Source organism: Gemella sp. 27098_8_149 (genome assembly GCF_041433745.1).
Lineage (GTDB): Bacteria > Bacillota > Bacilli > Staphylococcales > Gemellaceae > Gemella.
The window spans coordinates 1-22,268 of the sequence record NZ_JAPWCB010000014.1 but is presented as its reverse complement, the minus strand read 5'-3'; the positions used below and the strand labels follow the sequence as shown (position 1 = coordinate 22,268).

Genomic DNA, 22,268 nt, shown 5'->3' with positions numbered 1-22,268 from the left:
TTCCAAGTTCCTCTCACTTTTTATTCACCTAATCTAATTACCTTATCACAGATTGATAATGTTGATTTATTATGTGAAATTATTATTGTTATCTTATCTTTTTTACTTTCTTCTAAAGCTTTTAGCACTTCAATCTCACTGAAGATATCGATGTTTGCCGTTGCTTCATCAAGAATTAGAAGTTTACTATCATTATAGAATGAACGCGCTACTGATAAACGTTGTTTTTGACCTGAACTTATGTTCGAACTTCTTTCACCAACAATCTCATTTTCACGACGTTTCAAGCTATCCACAAAACCTCTTAAGTTAGTTTTTCTTAAAGATGCATCCAACTCTTCTTTATCTAAATCTTTTTCGAAGAATGTGATATTATCTTTAATTTTTGCATTGAATAAGTAACTATCTTGTAAAATTATCGAGCTATTTTCTCTAAAGTAACGGTTATCTATATTTCTAAGATCAACACCGTCGATAGTAATATTACCTTCCATATTTTCATCTGAGATGAATTTCATAATAAGCTTCGCTATTGTAGATTTACCACAACCACTAGGTCCACTTAATCCGATAATTTCACCTTTTTTCACGTCGAAGCTTAGATTATCCACTACAGTATTATCAGCGTATCGATATGTTAAATTATCAACTTTAAGTTCATTAAAATCAACAACTACTCCACTATTTTCCGCTTCTTCCGGCGTATTCATAAGCTCTAAGAATCTCTTCCCACTAGCCATCGTTTGACTTAATGTTGAAGCAAGATTACCCATATATAAAATAGGAATAAACGATACGATAAACATCGCAACTAATGAAACAGTTACGAACCGACTATCAAGTGAAGATGCCACGTAGATAAATGCCAACACCCCGATATTATAAGTTACAACATTTAGAACATTCAGATCTACTAAGAATTTATTTTTAAGATATGAACTTCTTGTCAGTTCTTCAGTTTCCATATCGATATTACGTTTTGCTTCATCGATTTTTCCATATTGTAATGTTTCAAAAATTCCATAAGCTTCTTCTGATGAATTGTTGTTTACTTGAGTCAGTTTACGACGATAATCTTCACCAACATCTTGCCCAACATTCCTAAAACTTAACGGATATACAAGTCCGATTACGATATAGATTATTAAAGCTACTAACGCCAGTTTCACACTAAAGAATAGTAAGAAGAAACTAACTACTAAACTTTGTACGATATAAATCATAAATGGTGTTATCGTATGCGCGTAGAAAACTTCTAATAATTCAATATCAGTCGTAATCATCGTCATATAATCACCTGAAGTATTTTTTGTAAAACTGTCGACAGATATACGTTTGAATTTCTCTAAAACTTTAACACGTAAGGCATGTAATACTTTGAACGCTACGTAATGATTTAAAAGTTGTTCAGTATAACTAAATAGTCCTTTTAATACAGCTAAAGCAAAGATTACTACGAATAAAATTACAGCTATTGTCGTTATTTTTGTTAAAAAGAATAACGAGATGAAGTAGGTAAATACGACAAGTGTTAAGTGACCTAGACTTCCGAATAAAGTCGCTCTAAGCAATGGACGTTTAAAGTCCTGAGCAATAGCTAAAAGTTGTTTTAATTCTCTTAATGATGTCATTACTCTACCTCCTTAGCTAAAAATTTTGATTTCAGTTGTTGTTGATCTGTGAATAATTTTCTATATAGAGAATTTTCTTCAATCAGCTCAGCATGTGTTCCTTCTTCAATAATTTTCTTATCTTTTAGAACATAGATATTATCTGAATTTGTCACAGTCTCTAAATCATGAGAAATAACGATAATAATTTTTCCTTCTCTAATTGAATCAAAAGCGTTAAGTACGATTTCCTTACTGTAATCGTCAATATTTGATACAGCTTCATCAAGTATATACAAGTAAGAATCTTTTAAAATTGCTTTTGCTGCAAGTAATCTTTGTCTTTGACCACCAGAAAGGTTCGCAGCTCCTATCGCAAGTTCATAGTCTAGACCACCGTGTTCTTCCACGAAATCTTTAAGATTAACTCTTTCTAAAGCATTGTACATTTCTTCTTCGCTTATATTTTTACGAACACTTAAATGCTCTCTTATAGTACCTTTAACTAAGTAACTATCATTAGTAATAAGTGTAGTAATTTTAGACATTTCTCTAGTAGGAATAGTATCAATATTGAAATTATCGTATTTTATACTTCCACTATAGTTAGAATTTAGACCTAAAATTAATTTGATAATAGTAGACTTACCACTTCCACTTTCTCCTACTAATGCTGTTTTCGTACCAGGTTTGAATAGCATATTAATATTTTCTAAAGTCGTCTCTTCACCATAAGAAAAACTTACATTATTAAGAACAATATTTTTCCCGGCTTCTACCTCGATAGTTTCATCTTTTTCTTGCTCCGGATGATCAAGAAGTTTATAGATATTATCTAACTCAACATTCCCTTTCATCGAAATATGGAACAAACCTCCTAATGCACGTAGTGGTTTAAAACATTCTAAAGAAGCTACGATTACGAAAACAATAAGTTTCTGATCTTTCACCGCAAAGATAGCGATAATTGATAAGACAAAAATAGAAACATAAGTAATAGCATCCATTACATTAATAGAATTAAGTTGGTGACGAAGTAATGCCATCGTCGATTTTCTATATTTTGCACTACGAGTATCAACATCACTCGCTACATTATCTTCTTTACCGTAAATTTTTGCCGTTGTGAAACCTGATAATCTATCGTAGAATACTTCAGATAAACTTAAGAAATCGCTGAAGTTCTTTTTATTAGCCTTTTTCGACTTCTTAATAATAATCATAATAGACACAGGAATAAGCGGATATAATAACAACATCGCTATAAATAGTAAGATATGAATCTTCCCATAAATCACAAACGAGCTAAGTACGATAAACAATGTCGCGAACATCTGTGGTACAAACTTATTAAAATAAAACTCGATATTCACAATCGATGAAGAATTCATCACAAGAAGACTACCAGTATTTACTGCTTCTGTGTAATTTAGTGAAAGTTTTTCTACTTTGTTGTAGATTTCTTTCCTTAATGTATTTCTAACCTGTTTAGAAATTTTGTGACTGAAGTAATTATCCCCAGTTGTAGCTGCGTAATAAACTACTAAACCTACTACCGTCTTTAGGATAAAACCTAACATAGCGCCGCTTCTACTATCTTCACCTAGTGAATAAAATAGAAAATCTACAAAGTTGTAGATGAAAAATAGCGAGCACCAAAAGGCAACAAGTTTAAGAATCGCTACGAGATATACTTCTTTTTTGATATTAAAGAGAGCCATCGCTCTGCCATCTATCTTCATAATATCTCCTTATTTAATTTCAAATTTAGATTTATTTTACACAAAAAGAGTAAAAATAGCTGTGGGATTTTAGTTGTTTTTTATAGAAATCCAGCATTCACTCTTTTTATGAAAAAGGTTCTAGTCACCTATATTGATATTAATTATCAATTATACCTTTTTTATTATACTATATAGATAAATTAAAAGATAGCTTTATTTTTTATTGTTACGAAAATGTTCAAAAAATATTAAGAATGTTCGGGAAATAGAATTTTAGGATCATTCCTTGTTTTTTATTTTTTTACATCACTGTTCTCTCAAAGAGGACAAACACTACAAAGTTCCTTTTTAGGTTGTTCGCCTCGAATGTACATTTTCTTGCAACTTTCTGCGTTGAGTGTTCATCAGAAAAAGACAACAACTCAGTTTTTCATTCTACTAAATTGCTGTCTTTATATTTACATACTAAATTCTTCTTTTAATGCTTCTTGCAATAATTTTTTCACATTTATTTATTTCTTTCTTTTTCTATAATTCTACAATATACTATCTTCAAAGGAAGGGCGAACGGTTGGAACATCGTCCACCCTTTTAGGAAATATCAAAGATTACTTACGCTAAGGGTTGCAACCCTTAGCGTTTTTCTTTTGCTCCTGAAAATATTTTAAAATATCAATCCTATATCGCTCTTTTTTTATTACTTTTGTTCTTACATTTCCCATTTTGTAAGAACAAAAGTCCATACCTACACAATAAAAAAGAAGGTTCAAGATTTTTTAATCTTACCTTCTCTCTTATTTAATCATCTAGCTACCTAGTGTTATCACTTTATCTGCTAAGTTTTCGATTTTCTCACTATTTCTGTGAGTTATCATAATAACTGTAGAATCTTTGTCTTTTAATATTATTTCCTCAATATCATCTGCCAACTTACTATCTAAGTTCGCCGTACCTTCGTCAATTATGAATACATCTTTTTTGTGATATAAACTTCTCGCCAACCCTAATCTTTGCAGTTGTCCACCTGATAAAGCTAAGTTTTTATTGTCTAGTATTGTATTTTCTTTTTCTTCTAAATTATCAATTACATCGATTAACTTACAATTTTCCAGAACTTCTCTAAATAGTTTGTCGTTATATTCTTTGTTTAAAATAATATTATCCTTGATCGATAAGTTTAATAATTGCACTTTTTGATTCATCGTAGAAATCGCTGATTTAATATCGAATTGTTTTAATTCTCTATTATCCCATTCTACGCTACCTTCATAATTTTTCAAATCACCATTTAAAATATTGATTAATGTTGATTTTCCACTACCACTTTTACCTTTTATTAAATATTTCTTGTTTTTCTCAAAAATTAAATTAGGAAATTCTACCGTTTTATCTGGATAGTTATATTTAACATTAGAAACTACAATCGCCTTATCTAATTTTTCTACTCTAGGTAAACTTTGCTCTTCTTTTATTTCTGGATACTTACTCAACAATTCATTTGCTGAAGCAAAATTCGGATATAATTCGATTACTTTTGTTAAACCTCCAAAGAACTCTCCTGTATAACCTGATATCGCAAATATCATCGCAAATTCAATATACCCTTTATATGCGAAATATCCCGCAATAAAAATCAATGCAATTTGGTTACCTGCATTTATTGTCACATTCAATCCTTGTAAAGTCATAATAGATTTTTTTCTATTAACTTTAGCATTTTTTATATTTTTTGAACCTACATTTACAATTCTATCTAATAAATTCAACGCAGAAAAGTTGTTTAGCATTTCTGAACTAGCCAGCGCATTCTCTAAATCCTTATTGAAATCTTCTGTAGCTTTTGAAATGTCTTTTGTCGTTGTTTTTATCGCTTTGTTGAAATACTTAGGTAGAACCATCATTAATAAAGACAATGCAAGTGAAATAATAAATAACGTAATATTCACCTTAAGTAACGCAACTGTTGAGATAACAACTAAAGATATACTGTAAATCGCAAATAAACAATTAGCAGCATATTGTTCAAACTGCTGGATATCAGTAGTATTTAAAGCTATACATTCTGCTCCATTATTATGTTTCTCATTATAGACTAACTTTTTCTTAAAATCCGCAATTGCTGTTTTTCTAAGACTTGTAGAAAAATTTTGAATCAATTTTTCAACGTATATCGCTCTGAAATAACCCAATGTATTTAAAGCAACATATATCAACATAACCGCAATAGTCGCCGAAACCATGAACCTTAAGTTTTTATCTACCGTCGCCTGGATAATTAAGCTAAATCCGTAAGACGTCGCAACCTGTGCTGCTGCGCATAACACCGTAATAATAAATACTAATATACTATATTTTTGTTTAAATATTAACTTAAACACACTCTTCACCCCTAACACTACATTCTAAAATCTGTTTACATTCTGACTTTAAAAGTATATTTATTATGTAAATTTTATCAGAGATAACAAAGATAATCAATACAATTTGTGAAAATTATCACATTTTATTTTCTAATTTTCAGATTTTTATTGAAATAACTTTTATTTTAACTCTAAAATAGCTTCTAAAACATACTTTTGGGAGTGATCCAGAAGACCTTAATTTTAACAAAGTGTATATAAGAACTCATAGACGCAGTGGTTTATTGATATCTAAAATCGCTTAAGAAAAGCTTTTTAGATATCTAATAAACTGTGCGGGGGTGACTCGACAAAATCGATTTCTCCGAAATTACGATTTTTAAGTCACTCCCAAAAGTCCAAATGCAAATAAAACAAAAAAACTCCAGATTTTTCCTCTGGAGTTTATTTTCGTTTATTCTTTTATAATTCTATAGTAAATTTTTGATGTTACTACGACTACATTTATACATTTTTTATTTTATCCAAATCTAATATATTGCCAATTTTCTCATATACCTCTACTGTATCTAAAAATTTTATATCCTTTGTATACGGATTATTCTTTGCATATCTATCCCATATATTTTTTATTGTAGTATTAATTTTAAATAGTTCTACTATTTCCTTATATTGTCTAATTGCTTTTAAAGAACCTCTTTGTCGCGCTGTTTTTACTATAGCTTCCTCTAAGATTTCTTGATTAATCTTATTAATATACATATTATATATCATAAATAAATCATAAAAATCACGAGCTCTTGTTGTTGTAATGTTTCTACTTGAAATTGTTTCAAATTTCTCCGCAAGTATTGTCTCTATGGTGTATGTAATAATAGGAATTGTCCCTTCATCTAATATTCTAGAGTAAGAATATTTAATTTCTCTAGGTGTAATAACATCGCCAGTAGTTATATCTATATTTAATCTTGCATTAATTTTCCCGAATTTACACTCAATACTTGCACTAAAATCCTCATAGACATCAGCATTTCTTATCGGCGTTAATTTTATCAATTTATAACTGATTTCTAAATCAATTTCTATAGCTAAAATTTCATTAATTATTCTAGTAATAGTTTCTTCATTTACAGGAATACCTTTAATTGTAGTGTCCATATCCATTGTACTCCTCATATCAACACCTATTAGAGAAGAGATTAATAACCCACCTTTCAATATAAAATTCTCCCTGTATTTTGACTTAGATAACTTTTCGAGTATCCCTTCAAAAAGACACATTTGTAGCAAAGAATTAGGATTAACACCTTTTTCTTTCGATATATTTCTAATAGCCCCTTTTATTTGTTCTGCTGTCTTCATAATAATACCTCCGTATAAGGTTTCAGCTGTTCTTCCATATTCATATACATGGCATATTTAGATAATTTTAATAAATCTTTATCTTCACCTCCAAAATATAATTTCATAGCTTCACTAAATACGCCAGAATCAACTCTATCTTTATCTCTTATAAGATCTAGTATAGTTTTTTCTTTATCATACACGCTAACTTCTCTACCGAATGGGCTGATTATTTTTTCCTTACCTAAATCATAATATTCTTTTTTACTATATTTAAAGGAAATATCATCCCTGTTTTTCTTAATTCTACTTACATTATCACCCTTCATTACCATCATAACATAGTTGAGTGGCATTCTTGTGGATAAACCTTGCAAGTAGGCTGCAGTTTCATGAGAGAACACTCCCTTTGGTACTCTGTAAGAAAAATAAAGATACTCGTCTATTTCTTCATTAGTTAAGACATATAATCCGTTCGCTACTTTTACTATTTCTTCATCATGCGTAAGTTTTTTTAACGTATCCTTATGAACTCCTAATGATAATGCATCTTTTGTTGTAATAATTCCATTATTTTCCTTCATTTTATTTAGTAGTAATTCTTTTTTACTCATCATTTCCACCGCCTTTTCGTTCTTACATTTCCTATTTTATAAGAACAAAAGTCCAAATGCAAATAAAACGAAAAAACTCCAGAATTTTCCTCTGGAGTTTATTTTCGTCTATTCTTTTATAATTCTATAGTAAATTTTTGATGTTATTGCATAAACTATTAGATAGAAGATTGCGAAGACTACGATTGTCACAGCAAGTGCCTGTAAGAATATGCTACTATCTGTTATTAAGAATAATCTTAAGATTTTTTCGATAAATGGATATGCTACTATAGTGTGTAATGTCGCTATAATTAGCGGTGAGAAGAAGATTAACAATACTTGTGATCTTATTGATTGTTTAATCTGTTTATCTGTAATACCTACTTTTCTCATGATTTCAAAGTTTCCTTTATCTTCATATCCTTCTGAGATTTGTTTGTAGTACATGATTACCACTTGGCTTATTACGAAGATAAAGCTTATGAACACCCCGATGAATAGGAATGATGCGAACACTCCTCTAAATGTAAGTTTATTTTCTTCTTTACCTTCTATTTCTATACCACTTTGTTTTTCTAATTTTTTAAAACTTTCGATTACCTTAGCTTCTTTAGTAGTGTCTTTGATATTGAAGGCAACGTAGTTTTGAAGTGTAGGAGTACCTGTTTGTATACTAATCCCTCTTTTTTCTAACTCTTTACTACTTAACTCTGTTAGTTTTGTAGCTAATTTAGTTGCTTCTTTCTCATCTTTAACAACAGCATAATATGTATCCATAATATTCGCTGTTGCAGAGCCTATTGTTCCTGGAAACTCTGATAATTTTTCTTTAATTTTATAGTCACTACCATTTAGAGAAATACTATTATGATTGTAATCTCCTTTTTTATCGATATGTAATAAAATCTCATTACTTTCTAATGTTTTATTTTTATTAGCGAATTTATTATAATCTTTCAGTTGTAAAACAACTATCATTTTTACATTACTTAAGTCTACACCTACATTTGATTCAAAATTAAACTTATCTTCAACTAATCTTCCTACCATAGGTAATGAATTATATGATACTAAATCTTCTACTTCAGTTCCCGCTTCTTTAGCTGCTAATTTTGCATTATTTTCAATTTCTTTTAGTTTTTCACTAGTAGAATTATAGCCTGCGATCATTAATTGTCTTGGGAATCTTTCATTATAAGATTTTTCCATACCTGCATATAACGCCGATGTTGATCCCATAGTTACAAGAACCATTGTAGATAATATACAGATATTCGCTAATCCTACTGCATTTCTCTTCATTCTGTATAATAAACCAGAAACACTGATGAAGTTTTTAGGTTTATAGTAGAAGTTTTTATTATTTTTCATGATTTTTAGTACTGTAATACTAACCGCCATAAACACTAGATATGTACCAATAATTACCGCAACTACAGCATAAAAGAATACTAATAATGCTTTTATAGGATTTTGTACAGTTTGGGCTGTGTAATATCCATAACCGATTAATGCTAAACCGATTAATGCTAGAATCCATCTAGATTTTGGTTCTTTTTCACCTTTGTTCTCATCTTTTAATAAGGCTACAATTCTAAGTCTAGCAATTTTAATAACTGTATAAACTAGTAGTAAGAAGTATATAAACCCGAATAATAATACTGAGAAAACTATCGCTATTGGTGTTATGCTGAACCCAAAGCTAACCCCCGCTGAGAATAATTTCAATAATACTAACAACATAAGTTTATCAAAAATTATTCCTAATCCAATTCCTAACACTATTGTAGTTACAGCGATAAAAATTGTTTCTAACACTAAGATTTTAGCTATTTGTTTTTTTGTCATACCTAAAACAGAATACAATCCGAATTCTTTTACCCTACGTTTTACTAAAAAACTGTAAGTGTAAAATAAGAATATTATAGAAAAAATCGCTATTACAATTATCCCCAAACTTAACACCTGTTTTGTAGCATCAATACCGTTTGGAAGTTTGTTTAAATTATCCCCAAAGGCTAAAGATGATAGTATGTAAAATGACATTATTGTAAAAATTGCTGATAACACATAAGGTATTATAAATTTTTTATTTTTCACAAGGTTGTTTAAAGCAAATTTGCTATAAAAGAAGCTCATCTTACTCACCTGCCTGCATTAAAGTTAACGTATCATTAATTTTTTGGAACATTTCACTAGTAGTCGCATTTCCTTTTCTAAGTTCGTGGAAAACTACTCCGTCCTTAATAAATAATACACGTTTTGCACGAGCTGCTGTTTTCACAGAGTGCGTAACCATAATAATTGTTTGTCCCGCATTATTTAGTTTTTCAAATACTTCTAACAGTTGATCTGTTGATTTTGAATCTAGCGCTCCTGTAGGTTCATCCGCTAAGATAAGTGCTGGATTTGTAATAATCGCACGAGCTACCGCTACTCTTTGACGTTGACCACCAGATACTTCATATGGAAACTTATTGATTAACTTATCAATTCCTAAAGGTTTAGTTACTTTCTCTAATCTTTTTTCCATATCTTTGTATTTTTTATTAGCAAGTACTAACGGTAACAGGATATTGTCTTTTATAGAAAAATTATCAAGTAGATTGAAATCTTGGAAGACGAATCCTAGATTGTCACGACGGAAATTCGCTAGGTCTTTATCTTTCAACTTACTTAAATCTAAATTGTTTAAATTCACATTTCCTGACGTTGCTTTATCGAATGTTGCGATAATATTTAATAAAGTAGTTTTACCACTTCCGCTTTCACCCATGATCGCTACATATTCACCATTATCTACTGCGAAATTTACATTTTTTAACGCTTCTGTACTTTGAGTACTTAATCTTGTCGTATAAACTTTTCTTACATTGTTGACTTCTAATAACATTTTTATCACTCCTGAATTCTTTTTATTTTATCTTATCTTCCTAGTTCGAACTTTTCTACAACTTCCTCGTTGTTTATATTTATATTCTACCTTACTTTTCTTACAGATTCTATCGATTTTCCTTACAAAAAAGGTCCCAACCTTACACTTTTGTAAGATTGGGATATTTATTACTTTTTATTTGATTTCAAAGAAGTAGTTCTACCTTATTTCCTAGGAAATTATAATCTCAATACATCTGTGAATCTTTGTTCAGAGTTATTATCTAGTCTGTGCGTTATTAGAATTACCGTTAATTCTGGATTAGTTAATAGAAGTTCTTCTATTTTTTCTGCATTATCCTTATCTAAGTTAGACGTTATCTCATCTAACAGTACTACTTTTTTCTCTCTAATAATTCCACGAGCTAGTGCTATTCTTTGTTTTTGACCACCTGATAAATTCTTACCGCCTTCTACAAGTTCAGTATCTAAACCGTCCTCAAGACTTGCTAAAAACTCGCCTAGTCCTACACTTTCTAAGGTAGCTTTGATTTTTTCATCAGCATATTCATCACCTAGCGTTATATTGAATCTTAAACTTTCTGTAAAAATATAAGGCTCTTGTGGAATATATAGCATCTTATCATACAAGCTATGCTTATTAAGACCATCTAGTTCTTCTCCATTAAATTTAATTGCACCTTCGTAATTTTCTATTCTTCCAGTCAATAATTTTAACAATGTAGATTTTCCACTTCCACTTTCACCGACAATCGCATATTTTCCATGTTTATTAAATGAATACGAAATATTTTTTAATACACTTTTCTCTTCATATTTATAAGAAACATCTTCTAATTCTATAGTCTCAATTTCATCATTTAATAATTTTTTGCCAGTATCTTGATCATTAATTACCTTAGCTTCTTCCTTAAATTTCTCGAATTTCTCAAAAATTGGCACTACGATATTCAACTCTACCGTAATATTCATAATATTTCCTACTGAATTAAAAATCGTAGATGTTAGTGATTCTACCGTTAAAATAGATCCAAAACCAACAATATTTTTTAGCGCTAGTATCCCTGTTAGTAATACCACACCAACTTGTCCTACTAAGTTACCTAAACCACCTAGGACACCAGCTAAACCGACACTTTTTCTTAGCGATACAGATTCTTTTAATACTTCATTAGAAGAACTTGCTACAATTTTTTTCAAAATCCCTAATTTATTGAAAGATAATAAACTATCGAATCCTTGTAAGTAATTTGTATTTTTACTTATTAATTTTTCTAATGAACCTGAGTATCTCTGAGCTTTATTCTGGATAGATTTTTGCGCAAGAGCTGGTAAAACTAATGTAAGAACACTCATTACTATAGAAAAGACGATAATCGACCAGTGGAATGCAAATAATCCAACTATAGCTAAAAGCGTTTCTATTATCGCTGTAATACTTTGATAAAAATTACCAAATCCTTTTTCCTCAACAATCATCAAATCATTACTAAGCCATGATATGTAATCTCCGCTATTTTTCTTATTGAAATTAGCATAATTATTTTTAGAAATTGCATCAACGACATCGCATCGAATGTCAGTTATCATCTTTTGCACTACATAGTTTTCATACGGAATTTTTATATAAAGAGAAACCAAATATAATAAAAACACTATACCTGCATAGGCTATATTATAGAAAAAGCCATCGGTATTCGACTTAATTAATTCGTTAAATCCATCCCCTATAAAATACGCAGCAACAACTTTACACGCTCCTCCAAAAATAATTAGTAAAAGCAACAAACTATTTTCTAAATATCTTTTCTTTAAATACTGCTTCATCTTTTCCCTCCTTATACCTTACTATTATTCTATCAAATAAAATAAACTTAAACAAGATAATTTTCAGATAATTTCTTTTATTAGTTAGAAAATATCTTTTCTTTCATTATAATATATATATATATCAAGTGACTTTTTAGGTTTTATAAATTTTACATCTAATAAACTTTGAGGGGCATCTCGACAAAATCGTATTTCTTCTAACTCACGATTTTTAAGTCACTCGCATATATCAAGTAGATTTTGTCAGGTTTATAGCTACCTTAATTCGGGAGTTTATCAATTTATATCCAGTCTCACTTGTTAAATTAAAAAATCCTCTTGAGAGTTAAATCTATAATCTAACTCCCAAGAGGATTTCTTATTGACTTATTTATATTTAATCCCTTAATGTATCTTCTTTCGGGAATGTAATTTCTACTCTAGTTCCTTTTCCAACTGTTGAAGAAATTTCAATATGATGTCCAAGTTTATCTAGAGTTTTTTTACATAAATACAAACCTAGACCACTCGATTTTTTTTCGTATCTTCCATTAAAACCTGTAAAACCTTTTTCGAAAATTCGAGGTAGATCTTCTTCTTTGATTCCTATACCCTTATCTTCTATAACCAGTTTATTATCACAGGTTTCTATAGTAATTTCTCCACCACTACTAGAGTACTTCACACTATTACCTAGTATTTGTTCGAAAGCGAAGCTTAACCATTTTTTATCACTAATCACCATTGTTTCATGTGAAACATAGTTTAATTTTATTTTTTTATTAATAAATAGTGATGCATATTTTTTTACACTTTCTTTCACAACTTCATCAAGATTAATCTTAGTTATGACATAATCTGAGGATATACTATCTAATCTTATGTACGTCAGAACCATCTCGACATATCGTTCTATTTTAAACAGTTCTTGCTGTAAGATTTTTTGATCTACTTCTTCATTATCCAATAGAAAATTCATCGCAGCAATCGGCGTTTTTATCTGATGAACCCACATACTATAATAATCAACCATGTCGGTATTTTTTTGTCGATTTTCCTGAGTTAATTTTTCTAATTCTTCATACAATTTCTCTATAATTTTATGATAATAATCTATTCTGATATCCAAACTTTTCGGCAGAGCATCTAGATCATTTAGAATATTTTGCTCCAAGAAATTTAGTTTCTTATAACTTTCTTTATAATTAGCATAATCAGAAAAGCTAGCTATAAGCGCTGCTAAAAAGCAAAAACTTCCTGTATAAATTAAAGCTTCTAGCGGTAAATTGTACAAGTAGAACATAATAAAAAATATAAGAATAAAAACTATAAATAAGATATAAACCTTTATGTTTTTCTTTAAATAACTTTTTAATATTTCCATTAGACGATATATCCTTTACCTTTTTTAGTCGTAATAAATTCATCTATTCCTATGCTTTTTAATTTAGCTCTTAGCCTATTTATGTTAACGGATAGGGTATTCTCATCGATGAAATTATCACTTTGCCACAGAGCGGTAATTATCTCTTCTCTCGTTACTATTTTTTCTCTGTTTTCTAATAAAACCGTAAGAATTTTACTTTCATTTTTAGTAAGTTCGATAAGGTTATCTTGGAATTTCACCTCATCACGACTCATATCAAAAATTACATCTTTATACACTACAAGATTTGAAGATCCGCTAAAATTATACACACGTCGCAGTAGTGCTTCAATTTTTGCCTTTAGGACAACTAACTTAAATGGCTTTTCAATAAAATCATCCGCACCTATATTCATAGCCATTACAATATTCATATCATCATTTGCAGATGAAATAAAAATTATAGGTACTTTCGATAATTTTCTAATCTCCTCACAGAAATAATAACCATCGAAGTAGGGAAGATTAATATCCATTAACACTAAATCAGGTGACTGTTCCACAAATTCTTTAACTACATTTTGAAAATCTACAACTTCATGCGTAGCATACTGCCATTTTTGTAAATATCCAGCTATTGAATTTGAAATTATCTCATCATCTTCTACTATCATTATTTTATACATACTTTCACCCCTTAGCTACTATTATTACTAAAATTATATCATAAACATACTTCTTAGGATATATTCTTTTAAAAATTATGTTTTCCCCTCATTTTTTCAAAAAATAAAAAGCAGAGATTGTCTAGGAAGGAGTTTATATGAAATTTTTGCGCTGCCTCGCTTCTATTTCATGCTCCTAAACAATCTCTACTCAAAAAGAGAAAATTGTGGATTAAGATATTTTTTATATGTTAGTATTAAAATAAATGGCTGTCAAGGGTTTTTAATAGTCTGTCTTAATCCACAAATTTTAATAAAATATTAATTATTTTAATTAAATGTTTCTTGTGAAACTTTCTCTCTATTAAATATTTTCTAAAGCTAATCGTAAATCTTCAATTAAATCATCAGCACTTTCTAATCCAATTGATAGTCTAATTTGCTGCGGAGTAATTCCTGTATATTGTAATTCCTCTGGACTTAATTGACCATGTGTTGTAGATGCTGGGTGAATAGCTAAACTTTTCGCGTCAGCTACATTCGCTAAGTTTGAGAAGATTTCTAAACTATCAATTACTTTACGCGCTGCTTCTTCTCCTCCAACTACATCAAATGAGAAGATTGATCCACTACCTTTAGGTAGGTATTTTTTAGCTAATTCATAATATTTGTTTCCTTCTAATCCTGGGTAGTTGATTGATGCTACTTTAGGATGTTTTACTAAGAAGTCTATTACTTTTTGAGTATTTTCTACATGACGTTCTACTCGTAAAGATAACGTTTCTAAACCTTGTAATAATAAGAATGCGTTAAATGGTGATAATGCTGCTCCTGTATCACGTAATAACTGTGTTCTTACATTTGTAATGAACGCCGCAGGTCCTACATCTCTTGTATAACTTAAGTTGTGATAACTTGGATCTTCATCTACTAATTGTGGGAATTTTCCACTACCTTCCCAGTCGAATTTACCGCTATCAACGATAACACCACCGATTGATGTACCGTGACCTCCGATGAATTTAGTCGCAGAGTGCACAATAATATCTACTCCATGGCTAAATGCATTAATTAAGTATGGACTAGCAAATGTGTTATCAACTACTAATGGAATTTTGTGCTTGTGAGCAATCTCAGCCCATTTTTCTAAGTCAGCAATATTTGCTAATGGGTTACCTAGAGTTTCCACAAATAGAGCTTTAGTTTTATCAGTAATTGCTTGTTCAATTTCTTCAAAGTTATCTGGATCAACAAACGTTGACTCTACACCATAACGTGGTAGAGTAAGTTTTAACAGGTTATATGTTCCTCCATATACATTTTTAGAAGATACAATGTGATCTCCTGCATGCGCTAATGTTAAGAATACATATGTAATTGCAGCCATTCCTGAAGCTACAGCTAATGCACCAACTCCACCTTCTAAAGCGTTAATTCTTTCTTCAAAGACTGCAGTAGTAGGGTTTGTAATACGTGTATAAATATTCCCAGCTTTTCTTAATGCAAATGAATCAGCTGCATCTTGAGTATCATCAAAAACAAATGATGTTGTTTGGTAAATAGGCACAGCTCTCGCTTTTGTATCTCCAACTGTTTGTCCTGCGTGTAATTGTAATGTTTCAAAACTAAATTTTCTTGTCATAATATTTTTTCCTCTTTTCTACGTTTTGATAAGTTCTGTGTTTTAGGTAATAAAAAAACACCCCTATTGCGTATGCAATAGAGGCGATTATCTTAATTCGCGTTACCACTCTAGTTTATACTAACCTTGCGATTAGTACCTTATTCAGTACATGTTTATACTGTGTGCTATATCGTGCAACTCACGTGTTTACCTATTAGATAAACAAAACTCTAAGACCATTTTCAACTAAACTTCACCATGTTACTTCACACCAACCAGCAACTCTCTGTTGTAGCTACGTATTAATCTACTTATCTTTTCAACGTTTGTGTATTAAATTAAACTAATTGTACACCCGTTTTATATATTTGTCAATAACTTTTTTCAAAAAAATAAACCGTTTTATTTTTCTTCTATAAGATGTTAAACAAAAAATCTTATAAAAATATTTTAATCTATTTATTATTTAGAAAATAAAAATTCAGTAAAACTATTTATTTTAATTTAAGGAATAATAATTTTATAATTATTTTCAAATGTAAATTACAAAGTAGAAGAAAGACGAGAAAAATAAAGAAAAAAAAATGGACAATATTCAAAAATAAAAAAGACATAAAAAATATAAAACGACAAAATAAGGGAAATATAGCATGACGTAAAAAAACAACAAAATATAAAAGAGTAATAAGAATATCATGAAAATGGTAGTGAAAATACAAAATATCAATAAAAAAAGAAGATCAGCATAAAATCCACTTATAAACTGTTGAGATTATGTAGTAATTTTCTATTTTGTTATATTTACCTTTAATTCTTCTTTTTTAAATACTTTTTTCTATATCAAGTCCCCCTCTAACTTTCAAATCTAAAACAAGAGTTTGATTGAGCATTACTTTTCCTTTAATAACTCTAGTACTTTTTATAGAGTGATATGTAGGATACTCTCTTACTATTTTTAAAATTCAATTCTAAATCCTTTTCACCTTTTTTATGATATAATAAAACTAATAACACTCATATTATTATATGATTTTTCTAGGAGGTTTATATGGAATTTACTAAAACAAATAATGGTTTCGTTAAATATGATGAAAATGGTAGGGTTATTGCTGAAATTACTTATTCTAATACTAGCAATCCTACTGTAGTTGTTGCAGATCATACTTTTGTTGATTCATCTCTTCGAGGTCAAGGGGTAGCTGGGAAGTTATTAGACGCTCTTGTTAAAGATATGCAAGAACAAAATAAAAAAATTATCGCAACTTGCTCTTATGTCGTTAAAAAATTCCAAGAAGATTCTTCTTTCGATTTTATTAATGCTGAAAAATAGTTTTTTAAAAGCAGAAAATTGATTTTTTCAATTTCCTGCTTTTACTTTTTGTTATATTAATCGATATTATTATTTTCTTATTTAATTAATTTGTTATTGTCTTGTTAAAATTTTTAATTTCATTTAAAAAACAAATTATATTAGTATTCAATTATATGTAATTGTCCTTTGTCATACTCTGCTAAGAATATTTTAGATGTGTCTTCATATCCTAATTCCAATAAAGTTTCTTTTAACCATTCTTCTGTTTTATCCATCGATTCTAATGTACCATGTTGGATCGTTCCATCAGTAATTACCGGATATTTAGGATTTTCCTCACCTTGTTGTATTATAATTAGTTGTCCATTTTGTTCTAAAACCGCTCTTTTTACTTTTTGAATACTATAAACACCTTGTGTTCTTAATTTAAAAGCTATGTCTTGTGCTGTTAAACCAGCTTTTCTTGTTGCTTCTACATCTATTTTTCCTTTTTTTATTATTGTTGTAGGTTCTCCGTCTATCATTTTTTTTAAGTATGAGTTATTTGTTTTTAACCACTTCAGACCTAATACCAAAATTATCCATATTAATAATATATTGAAGTATTGTAAAATAGAAATTGATGGACTATATATTACCCCTCCTAATATTCCCCCGAGTACATAGTTTTGAACTTGATCACTCGCTGAAGTTGGTGCTAAATTTCCTTTTCCTGATATATTAATTACTATTACAAGCGATAATAAACCTAAAGCTAGTTTTATTGCTATATCTATATATGAAAGTTGCATTATCTTTTCACCTCCACTTTTTCAACAATTGGTTCTACCAATTCTATTTTCTCTAGTAAATAATCACCTTTTTTTCCGTTACTTATTACTCTATAGTAGTTATCATCTATTTTTAAAAATGAATTTTCTATAGAGGCTTCACTATTTATATAGATATGTGTTTTGTCAATATTTAATTTTTCTGAAACTCCCTCAATAAATTCAATAGAGCTTTTATACTGATTAGCTGATATACTATTACTTTGATAATCACTTACTTGTATCCCGATTAATAAAAAGATACCTAATATCATTATGATAGCTAATTCTCTATACTTGCTATCTTGTCTATTTTTATAATACTTAATTAGTGATACTATTATTATTAATAGTAAGCATCCTCCTACTACATATGTTATAGTATTACTCTGATCTATTTTATTTAATAAATATTCATAAGAATAAAATTTCAAACCTATCACTCCTTTTGTTTTACGTGAAACATTTATATTATTCTATTTTTAACTCCTACGCTATTCTATCTTTATCATCTAAAATATTTTTATAGATAATTTTGTTTTTTATTTTCATACAATTTTAAAGTCACTTAAATATTTTCTTATCGTATTGTTGTTTAAATGAGTATTCATTTATGAAAATTCTATGTTTTTAATTTTAGCAAAGAGCTAAATAGATTGTAAAATTTCATGTACAATCCACTGATTTCGAAGATATTTTATCATAGCTAAATGATGAATAACTAAATAATTGATATTTTCAGCAAAAAAGTAGGGTATTTCTCATAATCTTCATAAAAAGTAGTGAGTGGCATTGTCTCTACTGTTTCTCCCAGTTTTTCTAAGACATAAGAAATACCTTCATTTATATCATTACTAGTCGTCACTTTACTAGTTTTTCCATGTTCCCACTCATTTTTATAGCTTATTCTTTAAAAAACACGACCCTCTGCTATTCTCTTCATTACTTGCTATTATTTTTCTAATTTTGTTTTTCTTAGCATTAGCTCGCCTTTTTTATTCTAATAGGCCCATCACTTAATTTATGCTCTTTGTCCCGCATTAATATTCTTATAACCTGCATCGTTCTTCTAAGTGCCTCTAAAGCTGAGAATTCCCATCTCATCGTAGCTTCCATCATAAGTTCAAATGCATCTTTAAAACCTGTCGCTCTTTCTGCACCCCTAGGATCACCTATAAATAGTACATTATTTAGTGAAACTTCGTCTATTATCATTCTTTCAGGCTTGTATCCTATTAATTTGCGAAGAATACCTGCCAAGTATGGATCTATTATATCTTCTTTTTCCAAGTAATCTATATACTCATTTTCCGAATCAAAGATTGGTAACGTAATATTCCCGTGAACTAGATAATCTTTCTCTTCTGTTACTCTTACAACATCAATCACTCCAAACTCATCGAATTTAATGTAATCGATAGAATATTTTGTGTCCCATTCATTTACATCTTCTATATAAAATTTTGGTCCCATAAATTACCTCTTTTCTTAAAATTAATACAGGAATAACTTAAACCCATAATCTCATAGAAATTTATTTTTATTAAGTCACCCCCGCTAATTTTATTTTTTAATAAGTATTTTTAATCATTATGCATGATTTTAAATAAGATATTACTTTTGTCAGTCATGCTAAAGATAAAAATATACGTCATGGTTTAGCCACAACGCATATTATATTTTACAACAAATTGTCTTTTAATACAAGCTCTACAGGACAATGATCACTACCAAAAATTTCATTGTGAATAGCAGCACCTTCTAAGTACTCTTCTAAGTCACGACTTACTAAAAAGTAATCAATTCTCCATCCCGCATTATTTTTACGTGCATTAAAACGGTAACTCCACCAAGAGTAGGCACCTGTTAAATCTGGATTATAATATCTAAATGTGTCGATAAATCCAGCATCTAATAACTTCGTGAATTTTTCTCTTTCTTCCGGTGTGAACCCAGCATTTTTCGTGTTTGATTTCGGGTTTTTTAAATCTATTTCTGTATGAGCAACATTTAAATCTCCACAAACAACGACACCTTTTGTTTTGTTTAATTCTAATAAATAGTTTTTAAAATCTTCTTCCCAACTCATACGGTAATCTAATCTCTTAAGCTCGCTACCTGAGTTCGGTGTATATACCGTAATAAAGAAGAATTTATCGTATTCTAGGGTAATTACACGACCTTCTGTATCATGTTCATCGATTCCTATTCCATATGTTACATTTAATGGCTCGTGTTTAGTATATATAGCTGTTCCTGAGTATCCCTTACGTTCAGCATAGTTAAAATAGCTATAATAGCCATCAAATTGTAAATCTAACTGTCCTGCTTGCATTTTTGTCTCTTGTAAACAGAAGAAATCAGCATCTAATTGTTTAAAATCTTCTTCGAAATTTTTACCAACGATCGCTCTTAGACCATTGACATTAAAACTTATACATTTCATTTCGTTCTCCTTTTTGTTTCATGTTTCATGTGAAACATTTTATTTTCCTAGACAGAATCTACTGAATAATTCGTTTATTAGTTCATCACCAGAGTTTTCCCCGATAACTTCTCCAAGTAGGTTGAAAGTGTTCGTATAGTCTATTAAGACCATATCTACTTCTAATCCTAATTCAGCAGCTCCGATAGCATCATTTAAACTTGTTAAAGCTCGTTGAATAAGGTTGATTTGACGTGTATTTGATAAGTATGTCGCATCTTTTGGACGAGCAGCTCCACCAAAGAATAGGTCTCTGATATTTTTTTCAAGTTCATCTATTCCTTTGTATGTTGTCATAGATGTTTTTATGATAGGGTGGTTGTACGCTAATTTTTCAACTTCATCAATATCAATTTTCGTCTCTAAATCTAGTTTGTTTAATATTACGATAGTTGTTTTTCCTTCAGTTAGTTTTAATAATTCTTTATCATCTTCAGTTAATTCTTCACTACTATTTAATAAGAATAATACTAAATCAGCTTTTTCTAAAGCTTCTTTACTACGTTTAACCCCGATTTGTTCCACGATATCGTCTGTTTCACGAATACCTGCTGTATCGATTAATTTAATCGGTACTCCTTTAATGTTCACGTACTCTTCTAGTACGTCACGAGTTGTTCCTGCAATATCAGTTACTATAGCTTTATTTTCTTGTAGTAGGTTATTTAACAGTGAGCTTTTACCAACGTTAGGTCGACCAATAATAGCTGTATTTATTCCTTCTTTAATAATTTTTCCTTGTTTTGATGTTTCTAGTAGACTTTCTAAACTATTTCTAATACTTGTTGATTTTTCAAGAATAGTTTTTGTCGTTTCTATTTCTAGATCATCATATTCAGGATAATCGATATTTACCTCAACAACTGTTAGTATATCTAAAATTTCAGCACGTAGACGTTTAATAAGCGTCGATAAGCGTCCTTGCATTTGATTGTTAGCAATTTGACTAGCTTCATCTGTTTTACTCTTAATAAAGTCGATTACAGCCTCTGCTTGTGTTAAATCGATACGTCCATTTAAAAAGGCACGTTTCGTAAATTCTCCCGGCTCAGCCATTCTAGCACCATGTTCTAAGCAAAGTGCAAGTACTTTTTGAATCGTTACAATACCACCATGACAGTTAATTTCTATAACATCTTCAGTAGTATAAGTACGCGGACCTACCATTTTTACAAGCATAATTTCTTCGATTTTTTCATTTGTAGCTGGATCAACTACATTACCATAATTTATAGTGTGACTAGCTAGACTCTCTACCGTTTTACCTTTTGGTAGTCTTACTATTTTTTCAGCAATACTAAATGCTTCGTCACCACTAAGTCTAACAATACCAATAGCTCCTTCTCCTAGGGCAGTCGATATAGCGCAAATTGTTTCACTCATTATTCAAACTCCTTCTAATCTTTATATTAATTAAAAATTCATATCTTATTTATTATACACTATTCCTTTAAATTTTTCTCTATATACGACCAAGCTACATTTTATATACTTTTTACATACCAGGTTAGGGGAGGTACAACAAATTCGAAATTTTAAAAATTTTATATAAAACTAATAGACACAGTGGTTTATATCTATCTAATTTCACTTTATAAAAGCTTTTTACATATTTTATAAACTTTTCAGGGAATTCGAAGTCAGGATTTTTTAGTAAAACATAAAAAAA

17 protein-coding genes and 1 other annotated feature are annotated in these 22,268 nt (G+C 29.7%); of the genes, 1 reads left to right on the top strand and 16 read right to left on the bottom strand.

What is annotated here, in order from left to right:
- Window positions 1-20 precede the first annotated feature (20 nt).
- The 11 genes from O3801_RS06575 to O3801_RS06525 form a co-directional block, all read right to left on the bottom strand.
- On the bottom strand, window positions 21-1,631 hold the full coding sequence (locus tag O3801_RS06575) for an ABC transporter ATP-binding protein (RefSeq protein ID WP_294683430.1): 1,611 nt from the start codon (window positions 1,629-1,631) through the stop codon (window positions 21-23).
- Window positions 1,631-3,352 (bottom strand): ABC transporter ATP-binding protein/permease, encoded by a 1,722-nt coding sequence (locus O3801_RS06570; protein WP_371454457.1) that lies wholly within the window; start codon window positions 3,350-3,352, stop codon window positions 1,631-1,633. Before O3801_RS06570 ends, O3801_RS06575 begins: the two co-directional genes overlap by 1 nt.
- 788 nt (window positions 3,353-4,140) lie before the next feature.
- The gene (locus O3801_RS06565) at window positions 4,141-5,712 is read right to left on the bottom strand and encodes an ATP-binding cassette domain-containing protein (RefSeq protein ID WP_294683432.1); all 1,572 of its coding nucleotides are present in this window, start codon (window positions 5,710-5,712) and stop codon (window positions 4,141-4,143) included.
- Window positions 5,713-6,198: 486 nt separating this feature from the next.
- On the bottom strand, window positions 6,199-7,056 hold the full coding sequence (locus tag O3801_RS06560; protein WP_371454456.1) for a nucleotidyl transferase AbiEii/AbiGii toxin family protein: 858 nt from the start codon (window positions 7,054-7,056) through the stop codon (window positions 6,199-6,201).
- Window positions 7,053-7,652 (bottom strand): type IV toxin-antitoxin system AbiEi family antitoxin domain-containing protein, encoded by a 600-nt coding sequence (locus tag O3801_RS06555; protein ID WP_294683434.1) that lies wholly within the window; start codon window positions 7,650-7,652, stop codon window positions 7,053-7,055. The genes O3801_RS06560 and O3801_RS06555 overlap by 4 nt, the downstream gene beginning before the upstream one ends.
- A gap of 108 nt (window positions 7,653-7,760) precedes the next feature.
- The gene (locus O3801_RS06550) at window positions 7,761-9,773 is read right to left on the bottom strand and encodes an FtsX-like permease family protein (protein ID WP_371454455.1); all 2,013 of its coding nucleotides are present in this window, start codon (window positions 9,771-9,773) and stop codon (window positions 7,761-7,763) included.
- A 1-nt stretch (window position 9,774) separates the two neighbouring features.
- The gene (locus O3801_RS06545) at window positions 9,775-10,527 is read right to left on the bottom strand and encodes an ABC transporter ATP-binding protein (protein ID WP_003147441.1); all 753 of its coding nucleotides are present in this window, start codon (window positions 10,525-10,527) and stop codon (window positions 9,775-9,777) included.
- 221 nt (window positions 10,528-10,748) lie between these two features.
- Window positions 10,749-12,356: an ATP-binding cassette domain-containing protein gene (locus O3801_RS06540; protein ID WP_294683436.1), complete on the bottom strand. Its 1,608-nt coding sequence runs from the start codon at window positions 12,354-12,356 to the stop codon at window positions 10,749-10,751.
- Window positions 12,357-12,735: 379 nt separating this feature from the next.
- The gene (locus tag O3801_RS06535) at window positions 12,736-13,641 is read right to left on the bottom strand and encodes a sensor histidine kinase (RefSeq protein ID WP_371454454.1); all 906 of its coding nucleotides are present in this window, start codon (window positions 13,639-13,641) and stop codon (window positions 12,736-12,738) included.
- A gap of 80 nt (window positions 13,642-13,721) precedes the next feature.
- Window positions 13,722-14,390 carry a response regulator transcription factor gene (locus O3801_RS06530; RefSeq protein ID WP_371454452.1) on the bottom strand — a complete coding sequence of 223 codons (669 nt, stop codon included), beginning with the start codon at window positions 14,388-14,390 and terminating at the stop codon, window positions 13,722-13,724.
- A gap of 343 nt (window positions 14,391-14,733) precedes the next feature.
- The gene (locus O3801_RS06525; RefSeq protein ID WP_371454451.1) at window positions 14,734-16,011 is read right to left on the bottom strand and encodes an O-acetylhomoserine aminocarboxypropyltransferase/cysteine synthase family protein; all 1,278 of its coding nucleotides are present in this window, start codon (window positions 16,009-16,011) and stop codon (window positions 14,734-14,736) included.
- Window positions 16,012-16,087: 76 nt separating this feature from the next.
- Window positions 16,088-16,325 (bottom strand) — a binding site (T-box leader).
- A 716-nt stretch (window positions 16,326-17,041) separates the two neighbouring features.
- Here O3801_RS06525 and O3801_RS06520 point away from each other — a divergent pair.
- Complete coding sequence (locus tag O3801_RS06520; protein WP_371454450.1) at window positions 17,042-17,323, top strand: GNAT family N-acetyltransferase; 282 nt, start codon at window positions 17,042-17,044, stop codon at window positions 17,321-17,323.
- A 140-nt stretch (window positions 17,324-17,463) separates the two neighbouring features.
- On the opposite strand, the gene O3801_RS06515 is transcribed toward O3801_RS06520, so the two are convergent.
- The 5 genes from O3801_RS06515 to mnmE all read right to left on the bottom strand — a co-directional run bounded on the left by O3801_RS06515 (window position 17,464) and on the right by mnmE (window position 21,982).
- A complete protein-coding gene (locus O3801_RS06515; RefSeq protein ID WP_371454449.1) occupies window positions 17,464-18,096 on the bottom strand; it encodes a DUF421 domain-containing protein in 633 nt (210 codons plus the stop codon).
- Window positions 18,096-18,557, bottom strand: a complete 462-nt coding sequence (locus O3801_RS06510) for a DUF3290 family protein (protein ID WP_224207462.1) — start codon at window positions 18,555-18,557, stop codon at window positions 18,096-18,098. The genes O3801_RS06515 and O3801_RS06510 overlap by 1 nt, the downstream gene beginning before the upstream one ends.
- A 538-nt stretch (window positions 18,558-19,095) precedes the next feature.
- Entirely contained in the window at window positions 19,096-19,587 is a 492-nt protein-coding gene (locus O3801_RS06505; RefSeq protein ID WP_371454448.1) for a hypothetical protein, read from the bottom strand.
- Window positions 19,588-19,795: 208 nt separating this feature from the next.
- Window positions 19,796-20,560, bottom strand: a complete 765-nt coding sequence (locus O3801_RS06500) for an exodeoxyribonuclease III (protein ID WP_371454447.1) — start codon at window positions 20,558-20,560, stop codon at window positions 19,796-19,798.
- A 39-nt stretch (window positions 20,561-20,599) separates the two neighbouring features.
- The gene (gene mnmE, locus O3801_RS06495) at window positions 20,600-21,982 is read right to left on the bottom strand and encodes a tRNA uridine-5-carboxymethylaminomethyl(34) synthesis GTPase MnmE (protein ID WP_371454446.1); all 1,383 of its coding nucleotides are present in this window, start codon (window positions 21,980-21,982) and stop codon (window positions 20,600-20,602) included.
- Between the last annotated feature and the right edge of the window lie 286 nt (window positions 21,983-22,268).

Excerpts from the sequence above, each read along its gene's own strand:
- O3801_RS06550 (WP_371454455.1), bottom strand. The coding sequence starts at position 9,773 with ATGAGCTTCTTTTATAGCAAATTTGCTTTAAACAACCTTGTGAAAAAT.
- O3801_RS06505 (WP_371454448.1), bottom strand. The coding sequence starts at position 19,587 with ATGGGACCAAAATTTTATATAGAAGATGTAAATGAATGGGACACAAAA.
- O3801_RS06520 (WP_371454450.1), top strand. The coding sequence starts at position 17,042 with ATGGAATTTACTAAAACAAATAATGGTTTCGTTAAATATGATGAAAAT.
- O3801_RS06515 (WP_371454449.1), bottom strand. The coding sequence starts at position 18,096 with ATGCAACTTTCATATATAGATATAGCAATAAAACTAGCTTTAGGTTTA.
- O3801_RS06535 (WP_371454454.1), bottom strand. The coding sequence starts at position 13,641 with ATGTTCTACTTGTACAATTTACCGCTAGAAGCTTTAATTTATACAGGA.
- O3801_RS06500 (WP_371454447.1), bottom strand. The coding sequence starts at position 20,560 with ATGAAATGTATAAGTTTTAATGTCAATGGTCTAAGAGCGATCGTTGGT.
- O3801_RS06530 (WP_371454452.1), bottom strand. The coding sequence starts at position 14,390 with ATGTATAAAATAATGATAGTAGAAGATGATGAGATAATTTCAAATTCA.
- O3801_RS06570 (WP_371454457.1), bottom strand. The coding sequence starts at position 3,352 with ATGAAGATAGATGGCAGAGCGATGGCTCTCTTTAATATCAAAAAAGAA.
- O3801_RS06575 (WP_294683430.1), bottom strand. The coding sequence starts at position 1,631 with ATGACATCATTAAGAGAATTAAAACAACTTTTAGCTATTGCTCAGGAC.
- O3801_RS06525 (WP_371454451.1), bottom strand. The coding sequence starts at position 16,011 with ATGACAAGAAAATTTAGTTTTGAAACATTACAATTACACGCAGGACAA.
- mnmE (WP_371454446.1), bottom strand. The coding sequence starts at position 21,982 with ATGAGTGAAACAATTTGCGCTATATCGACTGCCCTAGGAGAAGGAGCT.
- O3801_RS06545 (WP_003147441.1), bottom strand. The coding sequence starts at position 10,527 with ATGTTATTAGAAGTCAACAATGTAAGAAAAGTTTATACGACAAGATTA.
- O3801_RS06560 (WP_371454456.1), bottom strand. The coding sequence starts at position 7,056 with ATGAAGACAGCAGAACAAATAAAAGGGGCTATTAGAAATATATCGAAA.
- O3801_RS06540 (WP_294683436.1), bottom strand. The coding sequence starts at position 12,356 with ATGAAGCAGTATTTAAAGAAAAGATATTTAGAAAATAGTTTGTTGCTT.
- O3801_RS06555 (WP_294683434.1), bottom strand. The coding sequence starts at position 7,652 with ATGAGTAAAAAAGAATTACTACTAAATAAAATGAAGGAAAATAATGGA.